The following is a 22740-nucleotide window of genomic DNA, read 5'->3' on the forward strand; positions in this document are numbered from 1 at the left end:
GCCACCGCGCCAACCCGAAGGTCGCTACAGTAGGAGCGCCCACAGGTGGGGAATTTCAATGAGCACACCTGGGGAACTTCCTTGAGCCTCGTCACAACTGGACTGCCATGTTCATCACCAACACGGCGGTCGGCACCCTACCCGTTCTGTACGGACTCGTGGCCTGGTCGTCGGACGATCGGTGGTTCTTCCTGATCGCCGCGTCGCTCAACGTCGTGCTGGCGATCGTGTCGGTGCTGGTGCTGATGCGGTCCTCGACTCGCCCGGTGATTCTCGCTCTGACGTCGTCGGCGACGGTGTTCCCGATGTTCGGCGCCGTGCACATCACCGGCGGTCCGCTGGCGTCGACGCTGCTAGGCGTCACCGCCGCAATCCTTCTCGCGCTGGCCGTCGCCGGTCGCCCGCTGGACGTCCCGGTTCCCGTCCGGGTGGTGTGGCTCGCGACGTCTGCGGTCACCGCCCTCGTAGCCTGCGCGTCGATCCTCGAGGGTGCGGGTCTCGCCGTCGCCGTGGCCGGCATCGCCGTTGTCACCGCCTGCGCCGCTGCGGTCGGGAAGGTTTCGGGCACCGGAGGGGACCTGAACCTCACCGTCGCGGTCATCGGGACGATCGCCACCGGGATCTCGCTCGCCGGCACCTTGCTCTCCGGTGCTGTTCCCCAGCTGCTGTTCGCCGATGCGCTGCCGACCGGCGATCAGGCGCTGATGCTGATCACCGAGGTCCTCACCCTCGCCGCCATCGTCGTGCTGGCGTGGTCGTGGGCGCAGGGCGCCGGCGGCGAGCAGTTGCAGGCGATCTGGACGGTCGGGACCGTGGCCGCGTTGTGGCAGGTCACGCTGCTGTGCGTGGGACTCGGCGCACTGATCGGCGGCGGCAGCGACGCGGGAATCCGGGGTGGCCACGCGGCGGCCACGATCGTCTGGGTGCTCACCGGTGCGGCCGGTCTGCTGTGGGCCCGCCGTCAACGCGGCAGTGCACGCACCGTGACGCTCAGCGTGAGCCTGTCGATCATCGGTGCGGCCGTCGCGAAACTGTTCCTCTTCGACCTCGCCACGCTCGACGGCGTGTTCCGGGTGATCGCCTTCATCGTCGTCGGACTGCTACTGCTGTCGCTGGGCGTCGCCTACGCGCAGTCGCTCAACTCCGACGACGACCGTTCCGTCGCCCAGCGTTGAGATCACGGCCCAGTGAGCCGACGACCGACCCGACTTCCCCGTCGAACTGATGACCGCCGACGGCGTGTTCGTACAGACGAGCCTGGGGAAGTCGGGTCGCGTTGAGCTTCAAGTGCCCAACCGGCACAGCCTCATCGTCTCGACAATCGTGCAATGCGAGCGGGACTGTCGGCTGCCGATCGCGGAGGTCGTATTCGGCGATGTCCCAACCGGCCGGGCTCCAATCGGGCATGGCCAGCAGCACCGCCGCTCGCACCGCGATTCCCGGATCGTCCGACAGCACCTGCATCAGCATCGATGCACCGAAGGAGTGGGCGATGACCACGTCGGATGCACTCAGTGATGCCACGGCAGGACGAATGACCGCGGCCCACGCGGCCCGCGACATGTCGTCGGGCGGGATCACCGGATAGTCGAGCGTCATCCCCAGCGTCTCGGCGAATTCCTCGGCGAGTGGTCGGTCGTCGAGGTCGCCGCCCGCACCGTGAATGAACAGCAATCGTCTCGCCACAATCATCCTTTCGAGCTGCCCCGGAGGTGTCGACTCGGCAACGGGCGACAACTCATCGAAGAATTCGTCACCATCGATGTAGAGGATGGGTCGACGGCTCCGTCTCAGGTATGAACGCGGCCGCAGGGGTCGCGTCGGACCAGAGGAGAAAACAATGGCGAAGTACCTGCTTCTCAAGCACTACCGCGGCGGCAAGCCCGCCACCAACGACGTCCCCGCAGATCAGTGGACCGCCGACGAATGGGAGGCGCACATCCAGTTCATGCGCGATTTCTCCGACCGGCTCGTCGAGACCGGGGAGTTCGTCGACGCCAACGCCCTCGCCGAGGACGGGGTGTGGGTGCGCTATGACGGGGAAGGACGTCCACCGGTCACCGACGGACCGTTCGCCGAGACCAAGGATCTGATCGCCGGCTGGATGATGATCGACGTCGATTCCTACGATCGGGCACTCGAACTGGCCGGGCAGTTGTCGGCGGCCCCCGCGGCCGGTGGCCGACCACTCGGAGAATGGCTCGAACTCCGGCCGGTGATGAGCGAACCGCCCACCATCACCGAATGACCGAGCCCGACCGTGCAGGTGCCACCGCATTGAGCGGACAGGTTCCTGCGGTGATCGGCATCCTCGTCCGGCGCGGAGCAGACTTCGCGTCGGCCGAGGATGCTGTGCAGTCCGCACTGGTGCGGGCGCTGGAGACCGGGGAGCGGCCCCGGGACCCGAAGGCCTGGCTCATCACCGTCGCGTGGCGCAAGTTCTTGGATCAAGTGCGCAGTGATGGCTCACGGTCGGCACGCGAGGAAAGCGTCGCACGAGAGCCCGAACCCGGTGACATCACGGGAGCCGATGACTCGCTGTGGCTGTACTTCCTGTGTGCTCATCCGTCACTGACCTCGTCGTCGGCCATCGCGCTCACTTTGCGCGCCGTCGGCGGGCTGACGACCCGGCAGATCGCCGACGCCTACCTGGTGCCGGAGGCGACGATGGCGCAACGCATCAGCCGGGCCAAGCAGCGACTCCGTTCGGTGCGCCTCGATCAACCAGGTGATGCGAGCACCGTCCTGCACGTGCTGTACCTGCTCTTCAACGAGGGATACAGCGGCGAACTCGACTTGGCCGCCGAGGCCATTCGCCTGACGCGCCAGTTGTCGGAGTTGCTCGACGAACCCGAAGTGGACGGTCTCCTGGCGCTCATGCTGCTCCATCAGGCTCGACGCGAGGCGCGGATGAGCGCGTCGGGTGCCCTGATTCCCCTCGCCGAACAGGACCGATCCCGCTGGGACACCGCGATGATCGCCGAAGGTGTCGAGATAGTGCAGTCCGCGCTGGCCCGCGACCGGTTGGGCCCCTATCAAGCGCAGGCCGCGATCGCCGCCCTGCACGCCGACGCCCCGAACGCCGACGAGACCGACTGGGTGCAGATCGTCGAGTGGTACGACGAACTGGTCGCGCTCACCGACTCGCCGGTCGTCCGACTCAATCGTGCCGTCGCCGTCGGGGAAGCCGATGGGGCCCCGGCCGGGCTCGCTGCCTTGGCCGACGTGGATCCCGGCGTCCCGCGCCACGCCGCCGTCTCGGCCTACCTACATGAGAGAATCGGCGACTTCGACACCGCCACAACCGAATACGCTCTCGCGGCGAGGGTAGCGACCAATGAGGCAGAGCGAGACCACCTCGCTCGCAAGTCTGCGCAATGTGCGCGAAAGCGGATCCAGGATCGCTGACCCTGCATAGCATGAGGCAGATGATCAAGCGTCTGCTATTGGTGATTTCTGGTCTCACGATGGCCATCGGCGGGTCGATCGTCGTGGCCGATGCGCCGGCGATGGCCGCACCGTGCGCCGACGTCGAGGTGGTGTTCGCGCGCGGCACCGTCGAATCCGCACCGCCGGTCGGGCTCACCGGACTCTCGTTCGGCGCGGCTTTGCGCCAGCGTCTACCCGGCAAGTCGGTGAACGTCTACGGGGTCAACTACCCCGCGAGCGACAAGTTCAACAACCGACTCCTGTTCGCGCAGACGGTCGCGAACGGTGTGCGCGACGCCCAGAATCGGGTGAAGTACATCGCGGCGACCTGCCCGCGCACCCGGATCGTGCTCGGCGGCTACTCGCAGGGCGCGGTGGTCGCGGGTTACGCCGTGCAGGCCAACATCGAGGTTCCCGCCCGCTACCGCCAGTACGCCGACCGCGCACCCAAGCCGCTGCCGGCCAGCCTGTCGAAGAACATCGCGGCAGTGGTGCTGTTCGGTCCGCCGTCGGACCGGTTCATCCGCGATGTCGGCGCGCCGCCGATCCGGATTGCCCCGGCATACCGCTACAAGACCGTCCGGTACTGCATCCCCGCGGACACCATCTGCAACGGCTCACCGGTCGGCGGGCCCAACGTTTTCCACGTCCTGTACGCGGTCAACGGCATGACGGTCGACGCAGCGAACTACGTCGCACGGCGCCTGTGAGCTGAGTGCAGGGCCCGCTGGTCGATGCCAACTCAGCGCGGGAAGGCACGCGCTCCGAGGATGGTGTCACATGCGGCAGCACCCCGGTGGAGCCCGGCGTCGAACGCGGCGACCCGTTGCTCGCCGGCGCCATGGCCGGGATCGCCTATCTCCCGGAACAGACTGCGACTCTCCCGGACTACAGCGGACGGCAGCATCCGTTGGCCGACGAACCATGCGATTCCGACGCCGGACCAGCAGTCGGCGGATTGTTCCAGCGGGAAGAGTCGCCGGTTGTCACCGGACAGCGTGACGGCGACCGGGTCGAATCCGGCCCGTTCCTGAATGCCGTGCCCGGACTCGTGCACGAGCGCGGTGATCGCCCGGACATCGCTGGTCAGGATTTTCGCGTCCCGCCTGGGCTCGATGAACGTCAGCCGATCACAGTGATGCAGGCCGAGACCGATGGGACCCACCCGAGCGAAACCACAGATCCCGTCCGTGGTGCTGCTCGGCCAGACGCCGACGCTCGGCTGCTGCACAAGGACGGTCTCACGCACGACGCCGCCCACACCGCGGTTACGCAGGAAGCGTTCGGTGAACGCGGCGCCGCAGCGCGCATACCGCACGAGGTCGGTGCCGCCACACGCCGCCATCGACGGCTGGATCCGAACAGTTCCCCACGGCGACGCCTGCGCCGGTTGTGCCGGAACGGCTCCGAGCAACAGGGCCGCGGTCAGCATCGCGCCCGCGAGGACCTTACGCATCCAGTGGAGCCCCGTCGTACCGTTCCCAGGTGACGAACTCCTCCACCGGCCGGCGTCGCAACTTGGTGAGTTGTTTCACCGGCTTGCCGAGGGGTACGACGGCCGCGATTGCGTGAGTATCGGGTAATCCCAACAACTCTCGCATGGCGGGCTCCTCGGCAACCGCCATCGTGGTGAACGTGCCACCGTACCCGAGCGACCGCGCCGCCAGCAGCGTGTTCCAGATCAGCGGGTACACCGACGCCCCACTCACCACGCCGATCCGATCGAGGTTCTGGTCGACGGCCGCCACCACCGCGAGATCGACCGAGAAGACCAGCAGGACAGGGGCTTTCCCAACCGGTGCGACAAAGTCGTCGACGCCGGGCACCTCGGCGATCTCCTGCTGGGTGATGCCCGGCGGATGCACCGGGTTCCACGGACTCTCACCGGCGCCGCGTTGCGCGAGATAGCGTCGAGCCGCTGTCTTGCTCAACTCGGCGACGCGGGCGCGGGTGTCGGGATCACGGATCACCACGACGTGTCCGCCCTGTCGGTTGCCGCCGCTGGGAGCGAACCGCGCGAGGTCGAAGATCTGCCACAGCACCTCGTCGGACACTGGATCGTCGGTGAACTCTCGCGCCGCGAAGGTCGTTCTCATCACCTCGTCGAGTTCCATGAACCCAACTATGCCTTGCCGCTGGTGCGTCCGTCCCCGCCTGCGGCGATCGCCCACAACACCAGGACCGGCTGGAAGAACAGGCGAACCAGTCGCTTGGTGTCAGTGTCGAGGCCGAACGCGTCGATACCGGCCACGTACTGGTGGATGTTGCCCGGGAATACCGCGACGAAGAAGGCAGCGGCCACCCACGACACGATGCGCCGGTGTCGGGGCAGCGCAATCAGTGCGGCACCCAAGCCGATCTCGACGACACCGGACGCCAACACGGTCGCGTCCTTGCCGAGCGGAACCCAATCGGGCACCTGAGCCTGGAACTCGTCGCGCTGGAAGGTCATGTGCCCGATCCCGGCGAGCGCGAGCACCACGCCGAGCGCGATGCGTGCGAACATCCGGCCGCGGGACTGGGGTGTGGTCGTGGGTGCGATCAGTGTCTTCAGGTCGGGCATCGAAACTCCTGTCGTCCTGTGCGTCGGCGAGTATTCGGAATCATCCTCCCACCGGATTGCCCGAGATTTCGCGAGTCTCGTCCGCCGATCGAGCCGCCCCCGCTGATCGAGCCACCCAACCGCTGATCGAGCCGACTCCGAGCCGCCCCACGCTGATCGAGCCGACTCCGAGCCCCCCACGCTGATCGAGCCGACTCCGAGCCGCCAGGCGAGGCGTCGTGTCGAGATCACTTCCGCGCCCACAGCCCTGTGGACAAGCGAACCACGATCCGGCACCAAAGCGCCAAAGTGTGTGCATGATCGGCTACTTGTACATCCTTGAATGCGCTGACGCACCCTGTATGTCGGCAGTACGCGGAATATCGAGCTGCGATTCGAGCAGCACCAAAGTGGACGCGGCTCGCGGTACACGAGCAGCCGCCTACCGGTCAGGCTCGTGTACTTGCTCGAATGCCCCTCTGTCGCAGAGGCGTACGCGCTGGAGAAGCGTGTCCAGAACTGGTCGCGGGCCAAGCGCATCGCATTGATCAACGGTCGGTTCGACCTGCTACCGGAACTGTCTCGACGGCGGGGTAAGTCGTACGGTTCGGAGTAGTGATCTCGACACGGGTCCTCGCCTAGCGGCCCGCTCCCGGCTCGATCAGCGTATGGGGCGGCTCGATCAGGCAAAGGAATAGTGCACGTCGGTGAGGTCCTCGGCCACGTCCCACAACTGCGTGGCCACCGCACGATCCTGCGCGCGCGCCGACGGCGTCACGAGTGCCGGCGGGCCGGCGAGGCCCAATCGTCCTGTCGGACCGTAGTATTCGCCGCCGATAGCCCGAGGATCAGTTGCCGCGCGAAGGATCGAGAGCACACCTTCGGGCGGGTCCATGATGAAGCGGTCGGTCAACCACCGCAGCGACGGGGCGAAGTAGGCCCACTGCAGGAAACGGTTCTGCTCGCGCATCACACCGGTTCGCGTCCCGCCGGGATGGGCTGCCAGAGAGGCGATCTCCGACTTGGCATCCCACAGCCGCCGGTCGAATTCGAACGCGAAAAGCATCTGCGCCAACTTGGCACGGGAATAGGCCGACGCCGAACTGAATCCGCGGTCGAGCCGTAGGTCATCGAAGTCGATGGCGCCGGTGCGGTGTGCGTGACTGCCGACCGTGACCACCCGACCGTCACCCGAAACCTTCGGCAGCAGAAGACCCGTCAGCGTGAAATGACCGAGAAAGTTTGTCCCGAAGTCCATTTCGAAACCGTCGACGGTGAGCTCACGTTGCGCACGCATCAGGCCGGCGTTGTTGATCAGCAGGTCTATGCTGTCGTGTCGGTCGATGATCTCTGCTGCCGCGCGTCGCACCGAGGACTGGTCGGACAGGTCGATCGTGACGACGTCCAGCTCGGCTCCCGGCACCATGTCGACGATGTCCGCGGCGGCGGCGGTCGCCGTCTGCTCGTTGCGGCACGCGAGTACGACGCGAGCACCCAGGGTGGCCATACCCATGGCAGCAGCGCGGCCGATGCCGGAGTTGGCCCCGGTGATGACCGCGGTGCGACCGGTCTGGGGTGGAGCATCGGCGAGCGTCCAACCCGATCTCGCCACGTCAGCCCCTTCGCCACCATCCGGACCCGATCATCGATCGGTCGACTGACTTCGTATCACATTGTCAACGAAACGAGCACCTCAGCGACCCACCCGCGCCGACGTCGTCGGCGATGGTGGAGGCGGGAAGAGCGCGGCCGCGTCGCAGAAACCGCACGTGTCGCCAGAAACCTCACTTGCGGTCAGGGACCGTCGGCAGTTCCGAAGGTCCCTGACCAGAAACGAGGTCCCTGTCGCCCCGGAGCATCCGCGCCGCCGGCACTCGCGACAACCGGAGCCGAATTGGGGAACGCGAGTGCTGCAGCACTCGCGTTCTCCAACTCAACTCGAGTTCTCGCAGGACGACGCGGGACATGGCCAGACCGAAGCCGAGGCCGCCCTGGGCGGTGATGTGCCATGGGTGGCCTCAGACCACACCCTGCGTCGAGTCGGCTCAACCGTGTGCTGCAGCACACAGATTCTCCAACAGGACACGGAGTGTCCGAGGCGCCTCCTCGGAAGGCTGCATTTCCCCAGTTCAGCGGGCTGTCACTACTCTTTGGATCGGCGACCCACCCGCCGACCTCGTCGGCGATCGTAGAGGCGGGAAGCGTCCGCCGGAGCGCGGCGCGGCGACGATGATCCACGAAAAATAGGGGAAGAAACTCGTCCCCTACCCCTGGAGTCCTCCCCGCGAATTTTCTCGCGGACGACTCAACAAGCAGGGGCAGAAAGTAGGGGAAGAACCTTCCCCTACTTTCAGTGGCCCGGCGCCTCGCCGACGTGGCCCGTTCACCTGCCCTTCGAGGCATCCCTCGGCCGGCGCCTCGGGCACCTCAGAGAGCGGTGGGGTGGTGGACGCTTATGTGCAGGTCAGAGCGCTAGTCACCGACCTCTTCGAGTCAGGGAGCGGTAGGAGCCACTCGCACCTCAGCTCAGGAGCGGTAACCCGTCAGGCGGAGACGGGCGCGGGTGCCGAGGTGAATCTGCCCGCCGGCTCGAAGCGGCCCAGCACGTCGTCGGCCGGTTCGCCTGCGACGGCGGAGATGAAGCCCAGGACGTCGTCGCGGCTCTCCAGCGTGAGCAGCGGGTTGGGCTCCGACAGCAGGCCGAAGAGAGCCGACGCGATCTTCTCGTCGACCGCCGCAGCCGGGAAGGAGAGTTCGAGGTGAGTGGCGTAATCGGGGTCGCCGAGGTACAGGCGCGTCACCTCGACCGCCGCCTTTCCGCGTCGCTCCCAATGCTTTTCGAACTCCTGGGAGAGCCACTCGGCGCCGAACTCACCGTCATGCGCAGCCGCAGCCTTGACCAACTCGGCAACCTGGATCAGCGTGTTCTGCGCGCCCTGCCCGGCGACCGGGTCGACGGCGATCGCGGTGTCACCGATGGCGGCCACCGGATGGCCACCGCGCGTCGTCGCGACCGCCTGGCGGACAGTCGGGGTCACCGCACCCTTGAGCCACGACACCGGGTCAGACTCGATGACCTGCAGCTTCTCGATGACCGGTGCGTCGTGCGGGAAGTACTCGTCGAAGATCTCGACGATGGCGGCGCGGGCCGACGCCGCGTCGTGCACGTCGTCGATCTTGGGCGCCCAGGCACCGTCGGGCTTCGCGAAGACGATGAACGACCAAGTGGCACCGGCGTCCTTGTGCAGGAACGGTCCGACGAAGACCTCGCCGTTCTCGCTGTCGAGGTTGAACAGCGAATGACCGCCGCCCTCACTGCTGCGGTAGGCGAAGGTCTGTGGGCCGTGATCGAGCCCGGTCAGCGTGACCTGCAGGAGGCGGCGCTGCGGCTCCCGGTAGTGGGTGCGCGACTCGTCGACGGGGAACAGGGTCGACAGCCCACCCTTGCCGGTGGCGACCAGAGTGATGTCGGCGTCGGCGGCGATCGCGTCGAGACGGTCGAGGTCGACGGACTCCACCGAGAACCGACCCCCGCGGTCCAGGAAGCGCCCGAGCCGGTCGTCGGCACGCAGGCGAAGATCGACGGCCTGGGCGACATAGCCGTAGTCGGGGTTGAACTCGAGCACGTCGGCCCGCTCGTCGCCACTGCCGGAGTGCAGGCGAACGCTGATACCGGTGGTGTTACCGACCTCGTACAGATCGTCGATGATCTCGGCATCCCATTCGCGCGACTTGCCGAACAGCACGCCGACACCGGTAGGCGGCACCTCGTTGCGCAGCGATGCGCGGTCGCGGTCGCTGTAGAGCGTCACGTCGAATCCGGCGTCGGCGAATCCGAGCGCGGCACTGGTTCCGGCCAGTCCCGCGCCGACGATCGCGACCTTGCGACGGCTGTCTGCTGTCATGATGTTTCTCCCTCACGTTGTGGTCCGCGCACAGCGTGCCGGTGCCGTGGCCCGGCGGGGAGGGTTAGACGCAGTACGATTCCGGCTGTGCGCACGCCCATGACCGATGAGAAGTCGGTCGCGACGCCCAACGAGGACGCCGCGACCGGCAACACGTCGGGCTACCGGCTCGACCTCGACGGGCTGCGCGGAATCGCGATCGCGCTGGTCGCCATCTTCCACGTCTGGTTTGGCCGGGTGTCCGGCGGAGTCGACGTCTTCCTGACGCTGTCCGGCTACTTCTTTGTCGCGTCGTTGCTCAAACACGTCATCGCGACGCAGCCGGCGTCGGTGTCGTGGAATCGGGCCATCAATCCCGGCCCCCGCCTGTGGCGCCTGTTCCGACGACTCATCCCCGCGCTCTTCCTCGTTCTGGCCGTCGTCACGTTGCTGATCGCGCTGGTGATGCCCAAGACCCGGTGGGGCCCGCTCGGCGCCGAGGTGCAGGCCAGCGCGCTCTACTACCAGAACTGGCACCTGGCGCTTCAGTCGCAGGACTACGCCGCGGCCGATTCCGCGATCAGCCCGATGCAGCACCTGTGGTCGATGTCGATGCAGGGCCAGTTCTTCGTCATCACCATGGTGTGCGCACTCCTCCTGGGCGGGCTGCTGAAGGCACTGGCGCGACGCTTCGAGGTACTTCGACGGCCGACGGTGATCCGCGGGATCGTCGGCGGCACACTGGCCGTCGTCGCACTCTTCTCGCTGGCGTGGGCTCAATACCGGCATGGCATCAACCAGCCGTTCAACTACTACGACACCGTCGCACGACTCTGGGAGCCGTTGGCCGGTGGCCTTCTCGCGGTGTGGATGCCTCGGCTCGCACTACCGCAGCGCCTGCGCACCTGGCTCGGCGTCGGCGCACTGTTGCTCATCGTGACGTGCGGCTGGTGGATCGTCGGTGTGGCGCAATATCCGGCGGCCTGGGCGCTGGTACCGGTCGGTGCGACGCTGCTGCTGATCTGGGTCGGCTCGCCGCAGACCGCGGCCACCGCCACCGGGCCGACCCCGACCAGCCGCGCACTGGCCCACCCCCGTCTGGTGTGGCTGGGATCGATCGCGTACGCGCTGTATCTCTGGCACTGGCCGCTGCTGATCTTCTACCTGAATTGGCGCTACCAGGACGACGTGTCGTGGCTCGAGGGCACCGGGATTCTCGCGGTCTCGGTGGTACTCGCGTGGGCGACCACACGATTCGTCGAAGCACCGCTGCGGTCCGGACGCGGCGGCGGCTCGAAGCAGTACCGACGCATCCTGGTGCTGGCGCTCGTCGCCGCGACCGTCGTGAGCGCGGCGACCGTCGCCATCTGGCAGCGCGACGCCGCCAACGCCACGGTCGACACGTTGAATCTCGACCCGCGCCTCTATCCCGGAGCACGCGCCTACCTGTACGACGCGGGCGTGCCGAACGTCCCCATGCAGCCGAGTCCCGAACTGGCGCCGAAGGATTGGCCGATCACCTGGGAGGATTCGGTCACCGGACAGTTCACCGACGCTCCCGACCGCATCCGCTCGGGCGTCTACGGCGACCCGACCGCCACCCGCACCATCGCGCTCGTCGGCGGCTCCCACGCGGACCAGTGGATCGACGCACTCAACATCATCGGCCAGCGGTACCACTTCAGGATCAAGACCTACCTGCGCGTCGGGTGCGCGCTGACCACATCGCACGTCTACACCTGGTTCGGCCGCAAGTACCCCGAATGCAACGAATGGTCGCGGCGCGTGATGGCGCAACTCGCCGTCGACAAGCCCGACGTGGTGTTCACCAACAGCACCCGCCCGGCCGAAGAAGGCCCGGGCGACTACGTACCGTCCGACTATGAGGAGATCTTCGCGCAGTTCCGCGACCGCGGCCAACGAGTTATCGCCCTGCGCGACAACCCTTGGGTGAGTGCAAAACTCAAGCCGCCGGAGTGTTTGGCGACCGGCCGCAAGCCGCAGGTGTGCGGCGTCGACCGGGATCGTGCGATGTCGCCGGTCGACCCGACGATCGCCATCGCGGGCAAGTATCCGAACATGACCTTCCTCGACTACACCGACGGCATCTGCAACGACACCTATTGCCCCGCGGTGGTCGGCAACATCGTCGTGTACCGCGACTTCCACCACCTGACGGCCACCTACATCCGGAGCTTCATCCCGCAGCTGGAAACGGACCTGCAACGGTCGTTGCGTTGGTGGTGAACCGGGTCAACCGACGATCGACAACAACGCCCGCGGCTGCGCGAAGAACAGTTCGCGGACGTGGTTGCGGACGATAGTCCATGTCGGACAAGGGCATTCGGCGTTCACCCCGACGGCGTCGACTCCGCGGTCGCGACACAGTGCAATCGCCCGCGCAAGGTGGAAGTCCTGGGTGACGACGACCATTTCCCGTTCACCGAACACGTCGTGTGCGCGCCGACAACTCGCCTCGGTGTCGAATCCCGCTGGATCGTCGACGATGTCGGCGGCCGGCACCCCACGCTCCTGGAGATACGCGCGCATCACGGCCGGTTCGTTGCCGGCCTCGGCAGAGCCGTTGCCGGAATTGATGATTCGGTCCGTCTTGCCCGACCGGTAGAGAGCAAGAGTGGTGTCGAGCCGGCCGCGGACGTAGTCGCCGGGTTCGCCGTCGTCGACGAGTGATCCGAGCACCAGCGCCGTGCGCGGACCCGCGAATTCGTCGGCGTCGAAGATCCGCCCGACCGACGCGACGTACATCCAGGTGGCCGCCACCGTGACGATCAGTTCGACCACGACCAGTCCGACGAGCACCGCCGCACGCCCGAAACCCCCGAGAACCCCGAAACCTCGGACTGTGAAACACCTATCAGTTGCCCGATAGCGACCACCTCTGTGCACTGCCGGGACGATACTGAAGCAATCAGCAGCCCATGTGTGCCGGGGGTCACACAGCATCGCGAAAGTGAGGTCGAGCGATGCCGTATATGCCCGTCACGGAATCGATGTTCCTGATTGCCGAGACTCGCGAGCAACCCATGCATGTGGGCGGCCTCCAACTGTTCGTGCCTCCCGAAGGTCAGTCGGCGACCGAACTCGCCGAGGAGATCTTCGCGACGTTCCACCAATGCAAGGACGTCCATCCGATGTTCCGGAAGCGTCCGGCGTCGCCGGTGACGCTGCTCGGCCATGTGGCGTGGTCCTACGACGACGACATCGACTTCGACTACCACGTCCGACGCACGGTGCTGCCCCGACCGGGCCGGATCCTCGAGTTGCTGCGTTACGTGTCGCTCAACCACGGCGCCCTGCTCGACCGCTTCCGGCCGATGTGGGAGTTCCACGTGATCGAAGGCCTCGAGGACGGTCGGGTCGCCCTGTACTCCAAGCTCCATCACTCACTCGTCGACGGCGTGTCGGCGCTACGACTGCTCGAACGCACGCTGTCCAACGATCCCGACGACCGCAACGGCAGCGCACCCTGGGACCCGGAACTGGTCAACCGCCGCAAGCGTCGGCCTGCCCGACCGAGCCCCAGCATCGCGTCGCGGATCGGCGGAGTCTTCGATGTCGCAGGCCAGATAGCGGGCATGGCACCCGCCGCGGCGAAGGTCGCGCTCACCGGCATGACCGACCCCGATTTCGTCGCACCCGGACTCACCGCGCCGCGCACGATCCTGGACGTGGCCATCGGCAGCGCCCGGCGATTCGCCGCACAGCAATGGGAGATCAGCCGCATCCGCACCGTCGCGTCGGAGATGCAGATCACCGTCAACGACGTCGTCGTGGCCATGTGCGCCGGAGCCCTGCGCGCCTACCTCATCGATCACGACGCGCTGCCGGACAAGCCGCTCGTCGCGTCGGTGCCGGTGTCGATGCACACCGACGACGACAAGGACGGCAACGCGGTCAGCGGGATCCTCGTCAGCCTGGCCACCGACCAGCCCGATCCCGAGCGGCGACTCCGATCCATCGTCGCGTCGACCCGCAAGAGCAAAGAGGTGATCCGGGGCCTGCGTCCGCTGCAGGCGCTCGCGCTCGGCGCGGCGAACTTCGCACCGCTCGCCTTCGCGACCATCCCGGGTGTCGTGCAATACACGCCGCCGCAGTTCAACATCATCATCAGCAACGTGCCGGGCCCCAAGGAGCATCTGTACTGGAACGGCGCACGGCTCGACGGCGTGTACCCGGTGTCGATCCCCATGGAGGGTCTGGCCCTGAACATCACCGTGACCAGCACCGCCGAGCACATCAACTTCGGGCTGATCGGCGCACGCGCCCAGTTGCCGAGCCTGCAGCGCCTGCTGACCCATCTCGACACATCTCTGGAAGAACTGGAAAAAGTGGCGTCGACCAAGCCCTGAGGTGGCGATCGACACACCCAGCGGGCCTCAACCTGACTAGACAGTAAGTTACTCGTGAGTATTATCTGGGTAACATGTCTCGCCCGACAGAACGTTAGTTAGGTCATCCTTGGCAGCGCGCCGGGGGCGCGAGGATTTACGGTTACCTGTAGTACACCGTCGACCAGTGGTGCATCAGCCCTGCGCACAGCGCGAACCACGGCGGCGGACGACCTAGGAGAAAGGCCGGTACGCGCCCGTGACAGCCACCACGATTGCCATCGGCACGACGGCCGCCGTCATCAGCCTGTTCTGTTGGGCTTTGTTCCTCAGCGGCGTCTGGCGAATGTTCCGCACCATCTCGCAGGGCCAACGCGTGGACAGCGCACGCTTCTGGCCGCTGCTGCCACGCCTGGGCACGATGATCAAGGAGTTCATCGCCCACACGCGGATGACGAAGTTCCGGACCGTCGGCTGGGCGCACTGGCTGGTGATGATCGGCTTCCTCGGCGGCTTCTTGCTGTGGTTCGAGGCGTACGGCCAGTCCATCAACCCGGAGTTCCACTGGCCGGTGTTCGGCGACTGGTTCATCTGGCACCTGTGGGACGAGTTGCTCGGCATCGGGACCGTCGTGGGCATCATGACGCTGATCGTGATCCGCCAGCTCAACCATCCGCGCGTGCCCGAGCGGATCTCGCGCTTCTCCGGTTCCCGGTTCGGCGCCGCCTACTTCGTCGAGATCGTGGTGCTGCTCGAGGGTCTCGGCATGATCATGGTGAAGGCGTCGAAGATCGCGACGTATCACCACAGCGACCCATACTCCGACTTCTTCACCATGCAGGTCGCCAAGATCCTGCCCGCCTCCCCGACGCTGGTGTCGATCTTCGCGGTGATCAAGTTGATGAGCGGCATGGTGTGGCTCGCGGTGGTCGGCCGGAACATCAACTGGGGTGTCGCATGGCACCGCTTCTCGGCATTCCCGAACATCTACTTCAAGCGCGAGGCCGACGGTGGCGTCGCACTGGGTGCGGCCAAGCCGATGATGAGCAATGGCGTGATTCTCGACATGGAGACCGCCGACCCCGACGTCGACGCGTTCGGTGCGGGCAAGATCGAGGACTTCTCCTGGAAGGGCTGGCTCGACTTCACCACGTGTACCGAGTGCGGTCGATGCCAGTCGCAGTGTCCGGCGTGGAACACCGGTAAGCCGCTGTCGCCCAAGCTGCTGATCATGTCGCTGCGCGACCACGGCTACGCCAAGGCGCCCTACCTGCTGGCCGGTGGTCGCAAGGACATGGGCGGCGACGAGGTGGGTCTCGTCGACGCCGACGGAAATGTGCTCGAGGACAAGCTGAACGCCATCCCCGAGGCCGCTCGCGCCGAGGCCGCCCGCAAGCTCGTCGGTGAATCCAAGGGTGCGCTCGGCGGTGGCGAGGGCATTGTCGCCGAGGAGGGTGCGTTCGATCCCGAGGCGCTCGGAGCGGTCATCGACACCGAGACCCTGTGGAGCTGCACCACCTGTGGCGCCTGCGTCGAACAGTGCCCCGTCGACATCGAACACGTCGACCACATCCTCGACATGCGCCGCTACCAGGTGCTCATCGAGTCAGACTTCCCGACCGAACTCGCGGGCATGTTCAAGAACCTGGAGAACAAAGGCAACCCGTGGGGCCAGAACAGCTCGGCCCGCACCAACTGGATCGACGAGATCGACATCGACATCCCGGTCTTCGGCAAGGACGTCGAGTCGTTCGAGGGCTTCGAGTACCTGTTCTGGGTCGGCTGTGCCGGCGCATACGAGGACCGCGCGAAGAAGACCACCAAGGCCGTCGCCGAACTGCTCGACGTCGCAGCCGTGAACTTCCTCGTCCTCGGTGAGGGCGAGACCTGTACCGGTGACTCGGCCCGACGCGCGGGCAACGAGTTCCTGTTCCAGATGCTGGCGCAGCAGAACATCGCGATGTTCGACGAGGTGTTCTCCACGGCCCCCGAACAGCGCAAGAAGATCGTCGTCACGTGTGCGCACTGCTTCAACGCTCTCGGCAACGAGTATCCCCAAGTGGGCGGGAAATACGAAGTGGTGCACCACACCCAGCTGCTGAACCGCCTGGTGCGGGAGAAGCGGCTGGTACCGGTCGCGCCGCTCGGCGAGGGCGTCACCTACCACGACCCCTGCTATCTCGGCCGCCACAACAAGGTCTACGACGCGCCGCGTGAGCTGATGGCCGCCGCGGGCGGACAGCTCACCGAGATGCCGCGTCACGGCGAACGGTCGATGTGCTGCGGCGCCGGTGGTGCGCGCATGTGGATGGAAGAGCAGATCGGCAAGCGGATCAACATCGACCGCGTCGACGAAGCGCTCGACACCCTCGGCGACCAGGTCGGCAAGGCACCCACCAAGGTCGCGACCGGCTGCCCGTTCTGCCGCGTCATGCTGACCGACGGCGTCACGGCCCGGACGTCCGGCACCGAGAACGAGGGCAAGGTCGAGGTCGTCGACGTCGCCCAGATGCTTCTCGAGTCGGTCAAGCGCGGTGCGCCCGAGGTCAAGCTGGGCGGACGCTTCCTCGGACCGCGACCGGCCGCTCCCGAACCAGAGCCGGAACCAGAGCCCGAACCCGAGAAGGTGGCTGCGGCCGCCGCACCGGCCGCGGAGGCCGGGTCGAAGCCGAAGGCCAAGGTCGGCCTCGGCATGAAGGGTGGCAAGAAGCCGGGTTCCGCAGCCGCAAAGGCCGCACCAGCAGAGGCACCGGCAGAAGCCGCTCCCGCCGCCGAGAAGAAGCCCGCCGCCAAGGGATTCGGCATGGGCGCCAAGGCGAAGAAGCCCGGTGCCGCCAAGACAGACGCCGGATCGGCTGCTCCGGCGCCCGCCGAGGCAGAGTCGTCGGAAGCGGTCGAATCGGCGGCGGAACCGAAACCGGCGAAAGCCAAGGGCTTCGGCATGGGCGCTGCAAAGCGTCCAGGTGCCAAGAAGCCGGGTGCTGCGGCTCCTGCTGCGGGTGTCACCGCCCCGGCCGAAAGCCAGGTGTCGGAGTCCGCTGCGGACGCCGAGCCGACCGCCGACACCGCAACGGCTGCCGTCAGCGAGGAAAAGCCTGGCAAAGCCAAGGGATTCGGGATGTCCGCGGGTAAGAAGCGCCCCGGCGGGATTGGCAAGGCGGCACCGGCTGCCAAGCCTGCGGCAGAATCCGCAGCGGCCGAAACTGCGCCTGCCGCAGCCGAGACCGCAGAGGCCGAACCTGTTGCCGAAGTGAGCAGCGCGGCGGCGGTCAGCGAGGAGAAGCCCGGCAAGGCCAAGGGATTCGGCATGTCCGCGGGCAAGAAGCGACCAGGGGGCATCGGCAAGGCGGCACCCAAGCCGGCCGCGGCGGCAGCACCGGAAAGTGCGCCCGCCGAGCCGGAGTCGACCCCAGAGCCGGAGGTCGCGGAGGCCACGCCCGAGTCCGAGGTGGCCGAAACTGCCGGTGCGGCAACCGCTTTGACCGAGCACAAGCCGGGTAAGGCCAAGGGCTTCGGCATGGCCGCGGGCAAGAAGCGTCCGGGCGGTGCAGGATCGGCGGCACCCAAGCCGGCAGCCGCACCCGAACCGACGCCAGAGCCGGAACCGACGCCAGAGCCCGAGCCGGAACCGGAGCCCGAAGTCGCAGAGGCACCCGAGGCCGAAGCAGCCGAGACGCCCGAGGTAAGCGAGACCCCGTCGTCCAACGGCACGTCGTCGAACGGCGCGGGACCCGATGACGGTCGCACCATCGCCGAGGTCGGGGCGTCGAAGGCCAAGGGATTCGGTATCGCCGCGGGCAAGAAGCGTCCGGGGCACAAGTAGAGATCGCACTACGCCGTAGATTTGTGTCACCTGGTGGCACAAATCTACGGCGTAACGTTCGTCGATGAATTTCGTCCTTTGATGCAGTCTTATCTGCATGGGCAAACTCATCTACGGCTTCACCGTTTCGCTTGACGGGTACATCGCCGATGCGAACGGCAGCATCGACTGGTCCGATCCGAGCGAGGAACTGCACCAATACTGGAATGATTTCGAGCGCGAGACCGAGCTGTCGTTCTACGGGCGGCGGCTCTACGAGTTGATGTCGGGACACTGGCCGACGGTCCACGAGGACCCCGACGCGACCCCGATAATGCGGGACTTCGCCCAGGTCTGGTGCGACATGCCCAAGGTCGTGTTCTCGAGCACGCTGGAGTCCGTCGACTGGAACTCACGCCTGGAACGGGAGAACCCCGTCGACGTGGTGAAGAAGCTCAAGGCCGAGACCGACGGCCAGATGGAAGTCGCCGGTCCGACGCTGGCCGCACCGATCGTGCAGGCCGGACTCGTCGACGAATTCCGACTCGTGGTCGCGCCCACCGCGGTCGGCGGCGGTCTCCCGTTCTTCCCGACGCTGCCGTCGTGGATCTCCATGCGACTGCTGGAGACCCGTACCTTCCCGGGCGGCATCGTGCTGCTGCGTTATGAGGCAAAGCACGACTGACCGGAGGGACCGAAGAATCGGTTTGCCTGCGGCTGCGACAATGTACTGGTGAGTAGGCCACATGTATCGCACCTGAATCAGAACCTGAAGCCACTGGAGCAGTCCCTGAAGCTGCAGAACGTGTGCTACGAGATCAGGGGACCCGTGCACGCGCACGCGGCGCGACTGGAGGCCGAGGGGCATCGCATCCTCAAGCTCAACATCGGCAACCCGGCCCTGTTCGGGTTCGAGGCGCCGGACGTGATCATGCGCGACATGATCCACGCACTGCCGTACTCGCAGGGCTATTCGGAGTCGGCGGGTGTGCTCTCGGCCCGCCGCGCCGTCGTCACGCGCTACGAGCTCATCCCCGACTTCCCGTACTTCGACGTCGATGACGTCATCCTCGGCAACGGGGTGTCGGAGCTCATCACGATGACCATGCAGGCGCTGCTCAACGACGGCGACGAGGTGCTCATCCCGGCCCCCGACTATCCGCTGTGGACCGCCATGACCACGCTGTCGGGCGGGCGTCCGGTCTACTACAAGTGCGACGAGGACAACGGCTGGAACCCCGACATCGCAGATATCGCGTCGAAGATCACCGAGCGCACCAAGGCGATCGTCATCATCAACCCCAACAACCCCACCGGGGCGGTGTACTCGCGTGAGGTGCTCGAGCAACTCGTCGACCTTGCACGCGAACACTCGCTGCTGATTCTCGCCGACGAGATCTACGACAAGATCCTCTACGACGACGCCGAGCACGTGAATGTCGCGTCGCTCGCCCCGGATCTGCTGTGCCTCACCTTCAACGGCCTGTCCAAGGCCTACCGGGTGTGCGGATACCGCGCCGGTTGGGTGGTCATCACCGGCCCCAAGGATCATGCGACCGGTTTCATCGAGGGTCTCGGCATCCTGGCGTCGACGCGATTGTGTTCCAACGTGCCCGGCCAGCACGCCATCCAGGTGGCGCTCGGCGGGTACCAGAGCATCGAGGCGCTCGTCGCGCCCGGCGGTCGCCTGTTCGAGCAGCGCAACGTCACCTGGGAGAAGCTCAACGAGATCCCCGGCGTGAGCTGCGTGAAGCCGATGGGCGCGCTGTACGCGTTCCCGCGCCTCGACCCCGAGGTCCACGAGATCCACAACGACGAACTGTTCGTCCAGGACCTGCTGCTGCAGGAGAAGATCCTCGTCGTGCAGGGCACCGGCTTCAACCTCGACGACCACAACCACTTCCGCATCGTGACCCTCCCCTGGTCACGCGACCTGGGCGAGGCCATCGAGCGCATCGGCAACTTCCTGTCGTCGTACCGCCAATAGCTCTGGAGTATTCCTGTAACCGTTGGTAACGTCTATCCCCATCCGATGACTCGAAGGGGAGATTCATGGTCGACTGGCGCAAGCGAGTTGTCACCAACGGCGGGGTGAACCTGGCCGTTTTCGAGTTGGGCACGCTCGAACCAGGGCGCCCGACGGTGGTCCTGGTGCACGGTTGGCCCGACAGCCACCACCTCTGGACGCACGTAGCGCCGCAGCTGGCCGAGGACTTCCACGTCGTCGCCTACGATTGCCGCGGATTCGGCGAGAGCGATCGCCCGACCGGCGACGCACCCTATCGCCTCAGCGAGATGGCCGACGACCTGTTCGCGGTCGCCGACGCGGTGAGCCCCGACGTAGGAGTCCACGTCCTCGCCCACGACTGGGGTTCGGTGATCTCCTGGGAGGCCGTCACCCGGCCCGGAGCCGAGCGCCGGATCGCATCGTTCGTATCGGTGTCCGGTCCCAACCTCGACTACCTCGGGGCATGGGCACGCAAGAACCTGAGTCGGCCGACACCCCGCAACCTGGCCAAAGCGCTGGCACAGAGCGGCTCGTCGGCCTACACGGCGATCTTCCAGTTGCCGGTGGTTCCGAAGGTGTTCTTCCAGCTGACCGGTTCACCGCGCCTGTGGGGCGAGTTCCTCCATCGGGTCGACGGCACGCCCCGGGAGAACGCCACCTTCGCGCCGACCCTGCGCGAGGACATGGTCTCGGGACTTCGTCTGTACCGAGCCAACATTCGGCCCAAGTTGCGCAATCCCGAACCTCGCCCCACCGCGGTGCCCGTCCTCGAGGTCATCAACGACCGCGATATCGCCCTGCGGCCGAGTATCTTCGACGACACCCACCTCTACACCGAACGCATCTGGCGCCGACGCACACCGACAGGACACTGGTTGCCGCTCACCCGGCCCGATTACCTGGCGAGGACCGCACGCGAGTTCATCGCCGCTCAGTCCGGCGACACCACGGTGGCCGGTCTCGTCGATCGCACCCGAGTGTTCGGTGCGCCCAAGCCGTTGTCCGGCAAGCTCGCAGTGATCACCGGCGCGGGCAGCGGCATCGGTCGGGAGACCGCGTACGCGCTCGCCGAGGAGGGCTGTGAGCTGGTTCTCGCCGACCTCGACCTCCCGTCCGCGGAAGAAACCGCACGCGAGTCCAAGACGTACGGCGCACAGGCGACGCCCTTCGAGCTCGACGTCTCCGACACCGCGGCCTTCGTGGCCTTCGCCGAGCAGGTCCGCGCCGAGCACGGCGTCCCCGACATCGTGGTCAACAATGCCGGAATCGCGCTTGCCGGTTCGGTTCTCGATGCCACCGACGAACAGATCGACCGGCTGCTCGCGGTCGACCTGCGCGGCGTCATCACCGGCAGCCGGGAGTTCGGACGTCAGATGGTGGCGCGCGGCGTCGGCGGGCAGATCGTCAACGTCGCGTCGGCCGCGGCCTTCACCCCGTCCCGCGACCTCGGTATCTACTCGGCCGCAAAGGCCGGCGTCCTGCTGTTCTCCGAGTCGCTACGCGGCGAGTTGGCCGAGCATCGCATCGGCGTGAGCGCGATCTGTCCCGGCATCGTCGACACGAACATCGTGTCGAAGACACCGATCGCCGGTGTCGACGCCGAAACCGAAGTCGAACAACGGAATCGACTCGACGCGTTCTATCAGCGACGCGGCTTCACCCCCGACCGCGTCGCCCGCGACATCGTCAAGGCGATCATCGGCAACAAGGCCGTGGTCCCGGTGACCCCCGAGGCCAAGATCGGCTATCGCGTCTACCGATTCGCGCCGTGGCTGTCACGGTTCGGCGCACGCCAGAAGGTCGCACGGTAGGAGGACTCATGACCGCACACGCGTACGACTCCGATCACGACTGCGATCCCGGACCGGTCGAACTGCACGCCCGCAACGTGACCTTCGACTGGTCGAATACGCCGCTGCACTGGATTCCCGGTCACCCGGTGGCGTCGAACTTCGTCAGCGTGCTCAATCTCCTTCTGCCCGAAGGTGAGCGCTGGTTCGTCCAGACCTACAACGAGGCGCTGCCGCTCGTCACCGACGACGAGTTGGCCGCCACCATGCGCGGCTTCATCGGCCAGGAGGCGATGCACGCCGAGGCACACGACCACGTGCTCTGGGAGTTCCTCGACCACCACGGTATCGACCCGCGTCCGTACGCCCGCCAGGCCGAGTGGATCTTCCGAAAGGTCCTCGCCCCCATGGACAAGGGCAGCGCATCGGCGCGCCAGAAGCACCTCGTCGAACGACTCTGGTTGATCGCGGCTCTCGAGCACTACACGGCACTTCTCGGTGATTTCGCCCTCAACAACACGTGGGTGGAGCACGACGCCGACCCGACCATGACGGACTTGTTCACCTGGCACGGCGCCGAAGAGGTGGAGCATCGCGCCGTGGCCCACGATGTCGCGGTGTATTTCGGCGACAGTTACCTGCGTCGGGGTCGGGCGATGCTCTTGGCGCTGCCCGTACTTCTGTTTCTCGTCCATCGAGGCTTCCGGTACATCACCAAGCAGGACAAGACGCTGCACTACAACATGTTCGCGCGCAAGTATCAGTATTTCCGCGGCGTACGTGCTGGGGTGCTACCCCAGATGTGGAAGATCATCTTGTCGACTTTCAGCTATTTCCGACCTGGTTTCCATCCCGACGAGATCGGCTCCACCGCACAGGCCGTCGCCTACCTGGCATCGTCGCCGGCTGCTCGCAACGCACAGTGAACCCCAACGC

Annotated in this window: 18 protein-coding genes and 1 pseudogene; 12 read left to right on the forward strand and 7 right to left on the reverse strand. The window is 66.4% G+C overall.

Annotation, left to right across the window (positions count from 1 at the left end):
- Nucleotides 1-68: 68 nt before the first annotated feature.
- On the forward strand, nt 69-1175 hold the full coding sequence (locus ACWDTF_RS16420) for a DUF2339 domain-containing protein (RefSeq protein WP_449754707.1): 1107 nt from the start codon (nt 69-71) through the stop codon (nt 1173-1175).
- Here ACWDTF_RS16420 and ACWDTF_RS16425 read toward each other — a convergent pair.
- On the reverse strand, nt 1138-1686 hold the full coding sequence (locus ACWDTF_RS16425) for an alpha/beta fold hydrolase (RefSeq protein ID WP_449754670.1): 549 nt from the start codon (nt 1684-1686) through the stop codon (nt 1138-1140). The genes ACWDTF_RS16420 and ACWDTF_RS16425 overlap by 38 nt on opposite strands.
- Before the next feature lie 154 nt (nt 1687-1840).
- Between ACWDTF_RS16425 and ACWDTF_RS16430 the strand changes: the two genes are divergently transcribed.
- The 3 genes from ACWDTF_RS16430 to ACWDTF_RS16440 are packed head-to-tail and all read left to right on the forward strand — an operon-like array spanning nt 1841 to nt 4139.
- Nucleotides 1841-2248: a YciI family protein gene (locus ACWDTF_RS16430; protein ID WP_240857821.1), complete on the forward strand. Its 408-nt coding sequence runs from the start codon at nt 1841-1843 to the stop codon at nt 2246-2248.
- Nucleotides 2245-3408: an RNA polymerase sigma factor gene (locus ACWDTF_RS16435; RefSeq protein ID WP_240857822.1), complete on the forward strand. Its 1164-nt coding sequence runs from the start codon at nt 2245-2247 to the stop codon at nt 3406-3408. The genes ACWDTF_RS16430 and ACWDTF_RS16435 overlap by 4 nt, the downstream gene beginning before the upstream one ends.
- A gap of 11 nt (nt 3409-3419) precedes the next feature.
- The gene (locus tag ACWDTF_RS16440) at nt 3420-4139 is read left to right on the forward strand and encodes a cutinase family protein (protein WP_240857823.1); all 720 of its coding nucleotides are present in this window, start codon (nt 3420-3422) and stop codon (nt 4137-4139) included.
- Between the two features lie 32 nt (nt 4140-4171).
- On the opposite strand, the gene ACWDTF_RS16445 is transcribed toward ACWDTF_RS16440, so the two are convergent.
- Genes ACWDTF_RS16445 through ACWDTF_RS16455 form a run of 3 tightly spaced genes read right to left on the reverse strand, consistent with a single transcriptional unit; the run spans nt 4172 to nt 5992 of the window.
- Nucleotides 4172-4885 carry a hypothetical protein gene (locus ACWDTF_RS16445; protein ID WP_433256662.1) on the reverse strand — a complete coding sequence of 238 codons (714 nt, stop codon included), beginning with the start codon at nt 4883-4885 and terminating at the stop codon, nt 4172-4174.
- The gene (locus ACWDTF_RS16450; protein ID WP_433256664.1) at nt 4878-5543 is read right to left on the reverse strand and encodes a nitroreductase family protein; all 666 of its coding nucleotides are present in this window, start codon (nt 5541-5543) and stop codon (nt 4878-4880) included. Before ACWDTF_RS16450 ends, ACWDTF_RS16445 begins: the two co-directional genes overlap by 8 nt.
- An 8-nt stretch (nt 5544-5551) precedes the next feature.
- Nucleotides 5552-5992, reverse strand: coding sequence for a DoxX family protein (locus ACWDTF_RS16455; protein ID WP_433256666.1), 441 nt, complete (start codon nt 5990-5992; stop codon nt 5552-5554).
- A 296-nt stretch (nt 5993-6288) separates the two neighbouring features.
- Here ACWDTF_RS16455 and ACWDTF_RS16460 point away from each other — a divergent pair.
- A pseudogene (locus tag ACWDTF_RS16460) lies at nt 6289-6587 on the forward strand (GIY-YIG nuclease family protein).
- Nucleotides 6588-6653: 66 nt separating this feature from the next.
- Here the strand turns inward: ACWDTF_RS16460 and ACWDTF_RS16465 are convergent.
- Both ACWDTF_RS16465 and ACWDTF_RS16470 read right to left on the reverse strand, forming a co-directional pair.
- Nucleotides 6654-7583 (reverse strand): oxidoreductase, encoded by a 930-nt coding sequence (locus ACWDTF_RS16465; protein WP_433256668.1) that lies wholly within the window; start codon nt 7581-7583, stop codon nt 6654-6656.
- 931 nt (nt 7584-8514) lie between these two features.
- Nucleotides 8515-9876 carry a styrene monooxygenase/indole monooxygenase family protein gene (locus ACWDTF_RS16470; protein ID WP_449754671.1) on the reverse strand — a complete coding sequence of 454 codons (1362 nt, stop codon included), beginning with the start codon at nt 9874-9876 and terminating at the stop codon, nt 8515-8517.
- A 99-nt stretch (nt 9877-9975) separates the two neighbouring features.
- Here ACWDTF_RS16470 and ACWDTF_RS16475 point away from each other — a divergent pair, with 99 nt between their 5' ends.
- Nucleotides 9976-12102, forward strand: a complete 2127-nt coding sequence (locus ACWDTF_RS16475; protein ID WP_449754708.1) for an acyltransferase family protein — start codon at nt 9976-9978, stop codon at nt 12100-12102.
- Between the two features lie 6 nt (nt 12103-12108).
- On the opposite strand, the gene ACWDTF_RS16480 is transcribed toward ACWDTF_RS16475, so the two are convergent.
- A complete protein-coding gene (locus tag ACWDTF_RS16480) occupies nt 12109-12621 on the reverse strand; it encodes a SanA/YdcF family protein (protein WP_355276711.1) in 513 nt (170 codons plus the stop codon).
- 218 nt (nt 12622-12839) lie between these two features.
- On the opposite strand from ACWDTF_RS16480, the gene ACWDTF_RS16485 reads away from it, so the two are divergent.
- From ACWDTF_RS16485 to ACWDTF_RS16510, 6 genes are all read left to right on the forward strand, one after another.
- Entirely contained in the window at nt 12840-14225 is a 1386-nt protein-coding gene (locus ACWDTF_RS16485; protein WP_433256672.1) for a wax ester/triacylglycerol synthase family O-acyltransferase, read from the forward strand.
- Between the two features lie 238 nt (nt 14226-14463).
- Complete coding sequence (locus tag ACWDTF_RS16490; RefSeq protein WP_449754672.1) at nt 14464-18027, forward strand: (Fe-S)-binding protein; 3564 nt, start codon at nt 14464-14466, stop codon at nt 18025-18027.
- 97 nt (nt 18028-18124) lie between these two features.
- Nucleotides 18125-18691: a dihydrofolate reductase family protein gene (locus ACWDTF_RS16495; RefSeq protein ID WP_355276691.1), complete on the forward strand. Its 567-nt coding sequence runs from the start codon at nt 18125-18127 to the stop codon at nt 18689-18691.
- 48 nt (nt 18692-18739) lie between these two features.
- Complete coding sequence (locus tag ACWDTF_RS16500) at nt 18740-19993, forward strand: pyridoxal phosphate-dependent aminotransferase (RefSeq protein WP_449754673.1); 1254 nt, start codon at nt 18740-18742, stop codon at nt 19991-19993.
- Between the two features lie 65 nt (nt 19994-20058).
- A complete protein-coding gene (locus ACWDTF_RS16505) occupies nt 20059-21825 on the forward strand; it encodes an SDR family oxidoreductase (protein ID WP_449754674.1) in 1767 nt (588 codons plus the stop codon).
- A gap of 8 nt (nt 21826-21833) precedes the next feature.
- Nucleotides 21834-22730: a metal-dependent hydrolase gene (locus tag ACWDTF_RS16510; RefSeq protein WP_449754675.1), complete on the forward strand. Its 897-nt coding sequence runs from the start codon at nt 21834-21836 to the stop codon at nt 22728-22730.
- The last annotated feature ends 10 nt before the right edge of the window (nt 22731-22740 follow it).

Source organism: Gordonia sp. NPDC003422 (assembly GCF_053588675.1).

Bases quoted from the DNA above. Each gene is read 5' to 3' on its own strand.
- ACWDTF_RS16435 (WP_240857822.1), top strand. From the start codon at position 2,245: ATGACCGAGCCCGACCGTGCAGGTGCCACCGCATTGAGCGGACAGGTT.
- ACWDTF_RS16485 (WP_433256672.1), top strand. From the start codon at position 12,840: ATGCCGTATATGCCCGTCACGGAATCGATGTTCCTGATTGCCGAGACT.
- ACWDTF_RS16480 (WP_355276711.1), bottom strand. From the start codon at position 12,621: ATGTACGTCGCGTCGGTCGGGCGGATCTTCGACGCCGACGAATTCGCG.
- ACWDTF_RS16470 (WP_449754671.1), bottom strand. From the start codon at position 9,876: ATGACAGCAGACAGCCGTCGCAAGGTCGCGATCGTCGGCGCGGGACTG.
- ACWDTF_RS16475 (WP_449754708.1), top strand. From the start codon at position 9,976: ATGACCGATGAGAAGTCGGTCGCGACGCCCAACGAGGACGCCGCGACC.
- ACWDTF_RS16455 (WP_433256666.1), bottom strand. From the start codon at position 5,992: ATGCCCGACCTGAAGACACTGATCGCACCCACGACCACACCCCAGTCC.
- ACWDTF_RS16495 (WP_355276691.1), top strand. From the start codon at position 18,125: ATGGGCAAACTCATCTACGGCTTCACCGTTTCGCTTGACGGGTACATC.
- ACWDTF_RS16430 (WP_240857821.1), top strand. From the start codon at position 1,841: ATGGCGAAGTACCTGCTTCTCAAGCACTACCGCGGCGGCAAGCCCGCC.
- ACWDTF_RS16445 (WP_433256662.1), bottom strand. From the start codon at position 4,885: ATGCGTAAGGTCCTCGCGGGCGCGATGCTGACCGCGGCCCTGTTGCTC.
- ACWDTF_RS16505 (WP_449754674.1), top strand. From the start codon at position 20,059: ATGGTCGACTGGCGCAAGCGAGTTGTCACCAACGGCGGGGTGAACCTG.
- ACWDTF_RS16450 (WP_433256664.1), bottom strand. From the start codon at position 5,543: ATGGAACTCGACGAGGTGATGAGAACGACCTTCGCGGCGCGAGAGTTC.
- ACWDTF_RS16440 (WP_240857823.1), top strand. From the start codon at position 3,420: ATGAGGCAGATGATCAAGCGTCTGCTATTGGTGATTTCTGGTCTCACG.
- ACWDTF_RS16510 (WP_449754675.1), top strand. From the start codon at position 21,834: ATGACCGCACACGCGTACGACTCCGATCACGACTGCGATCCCGGACCG.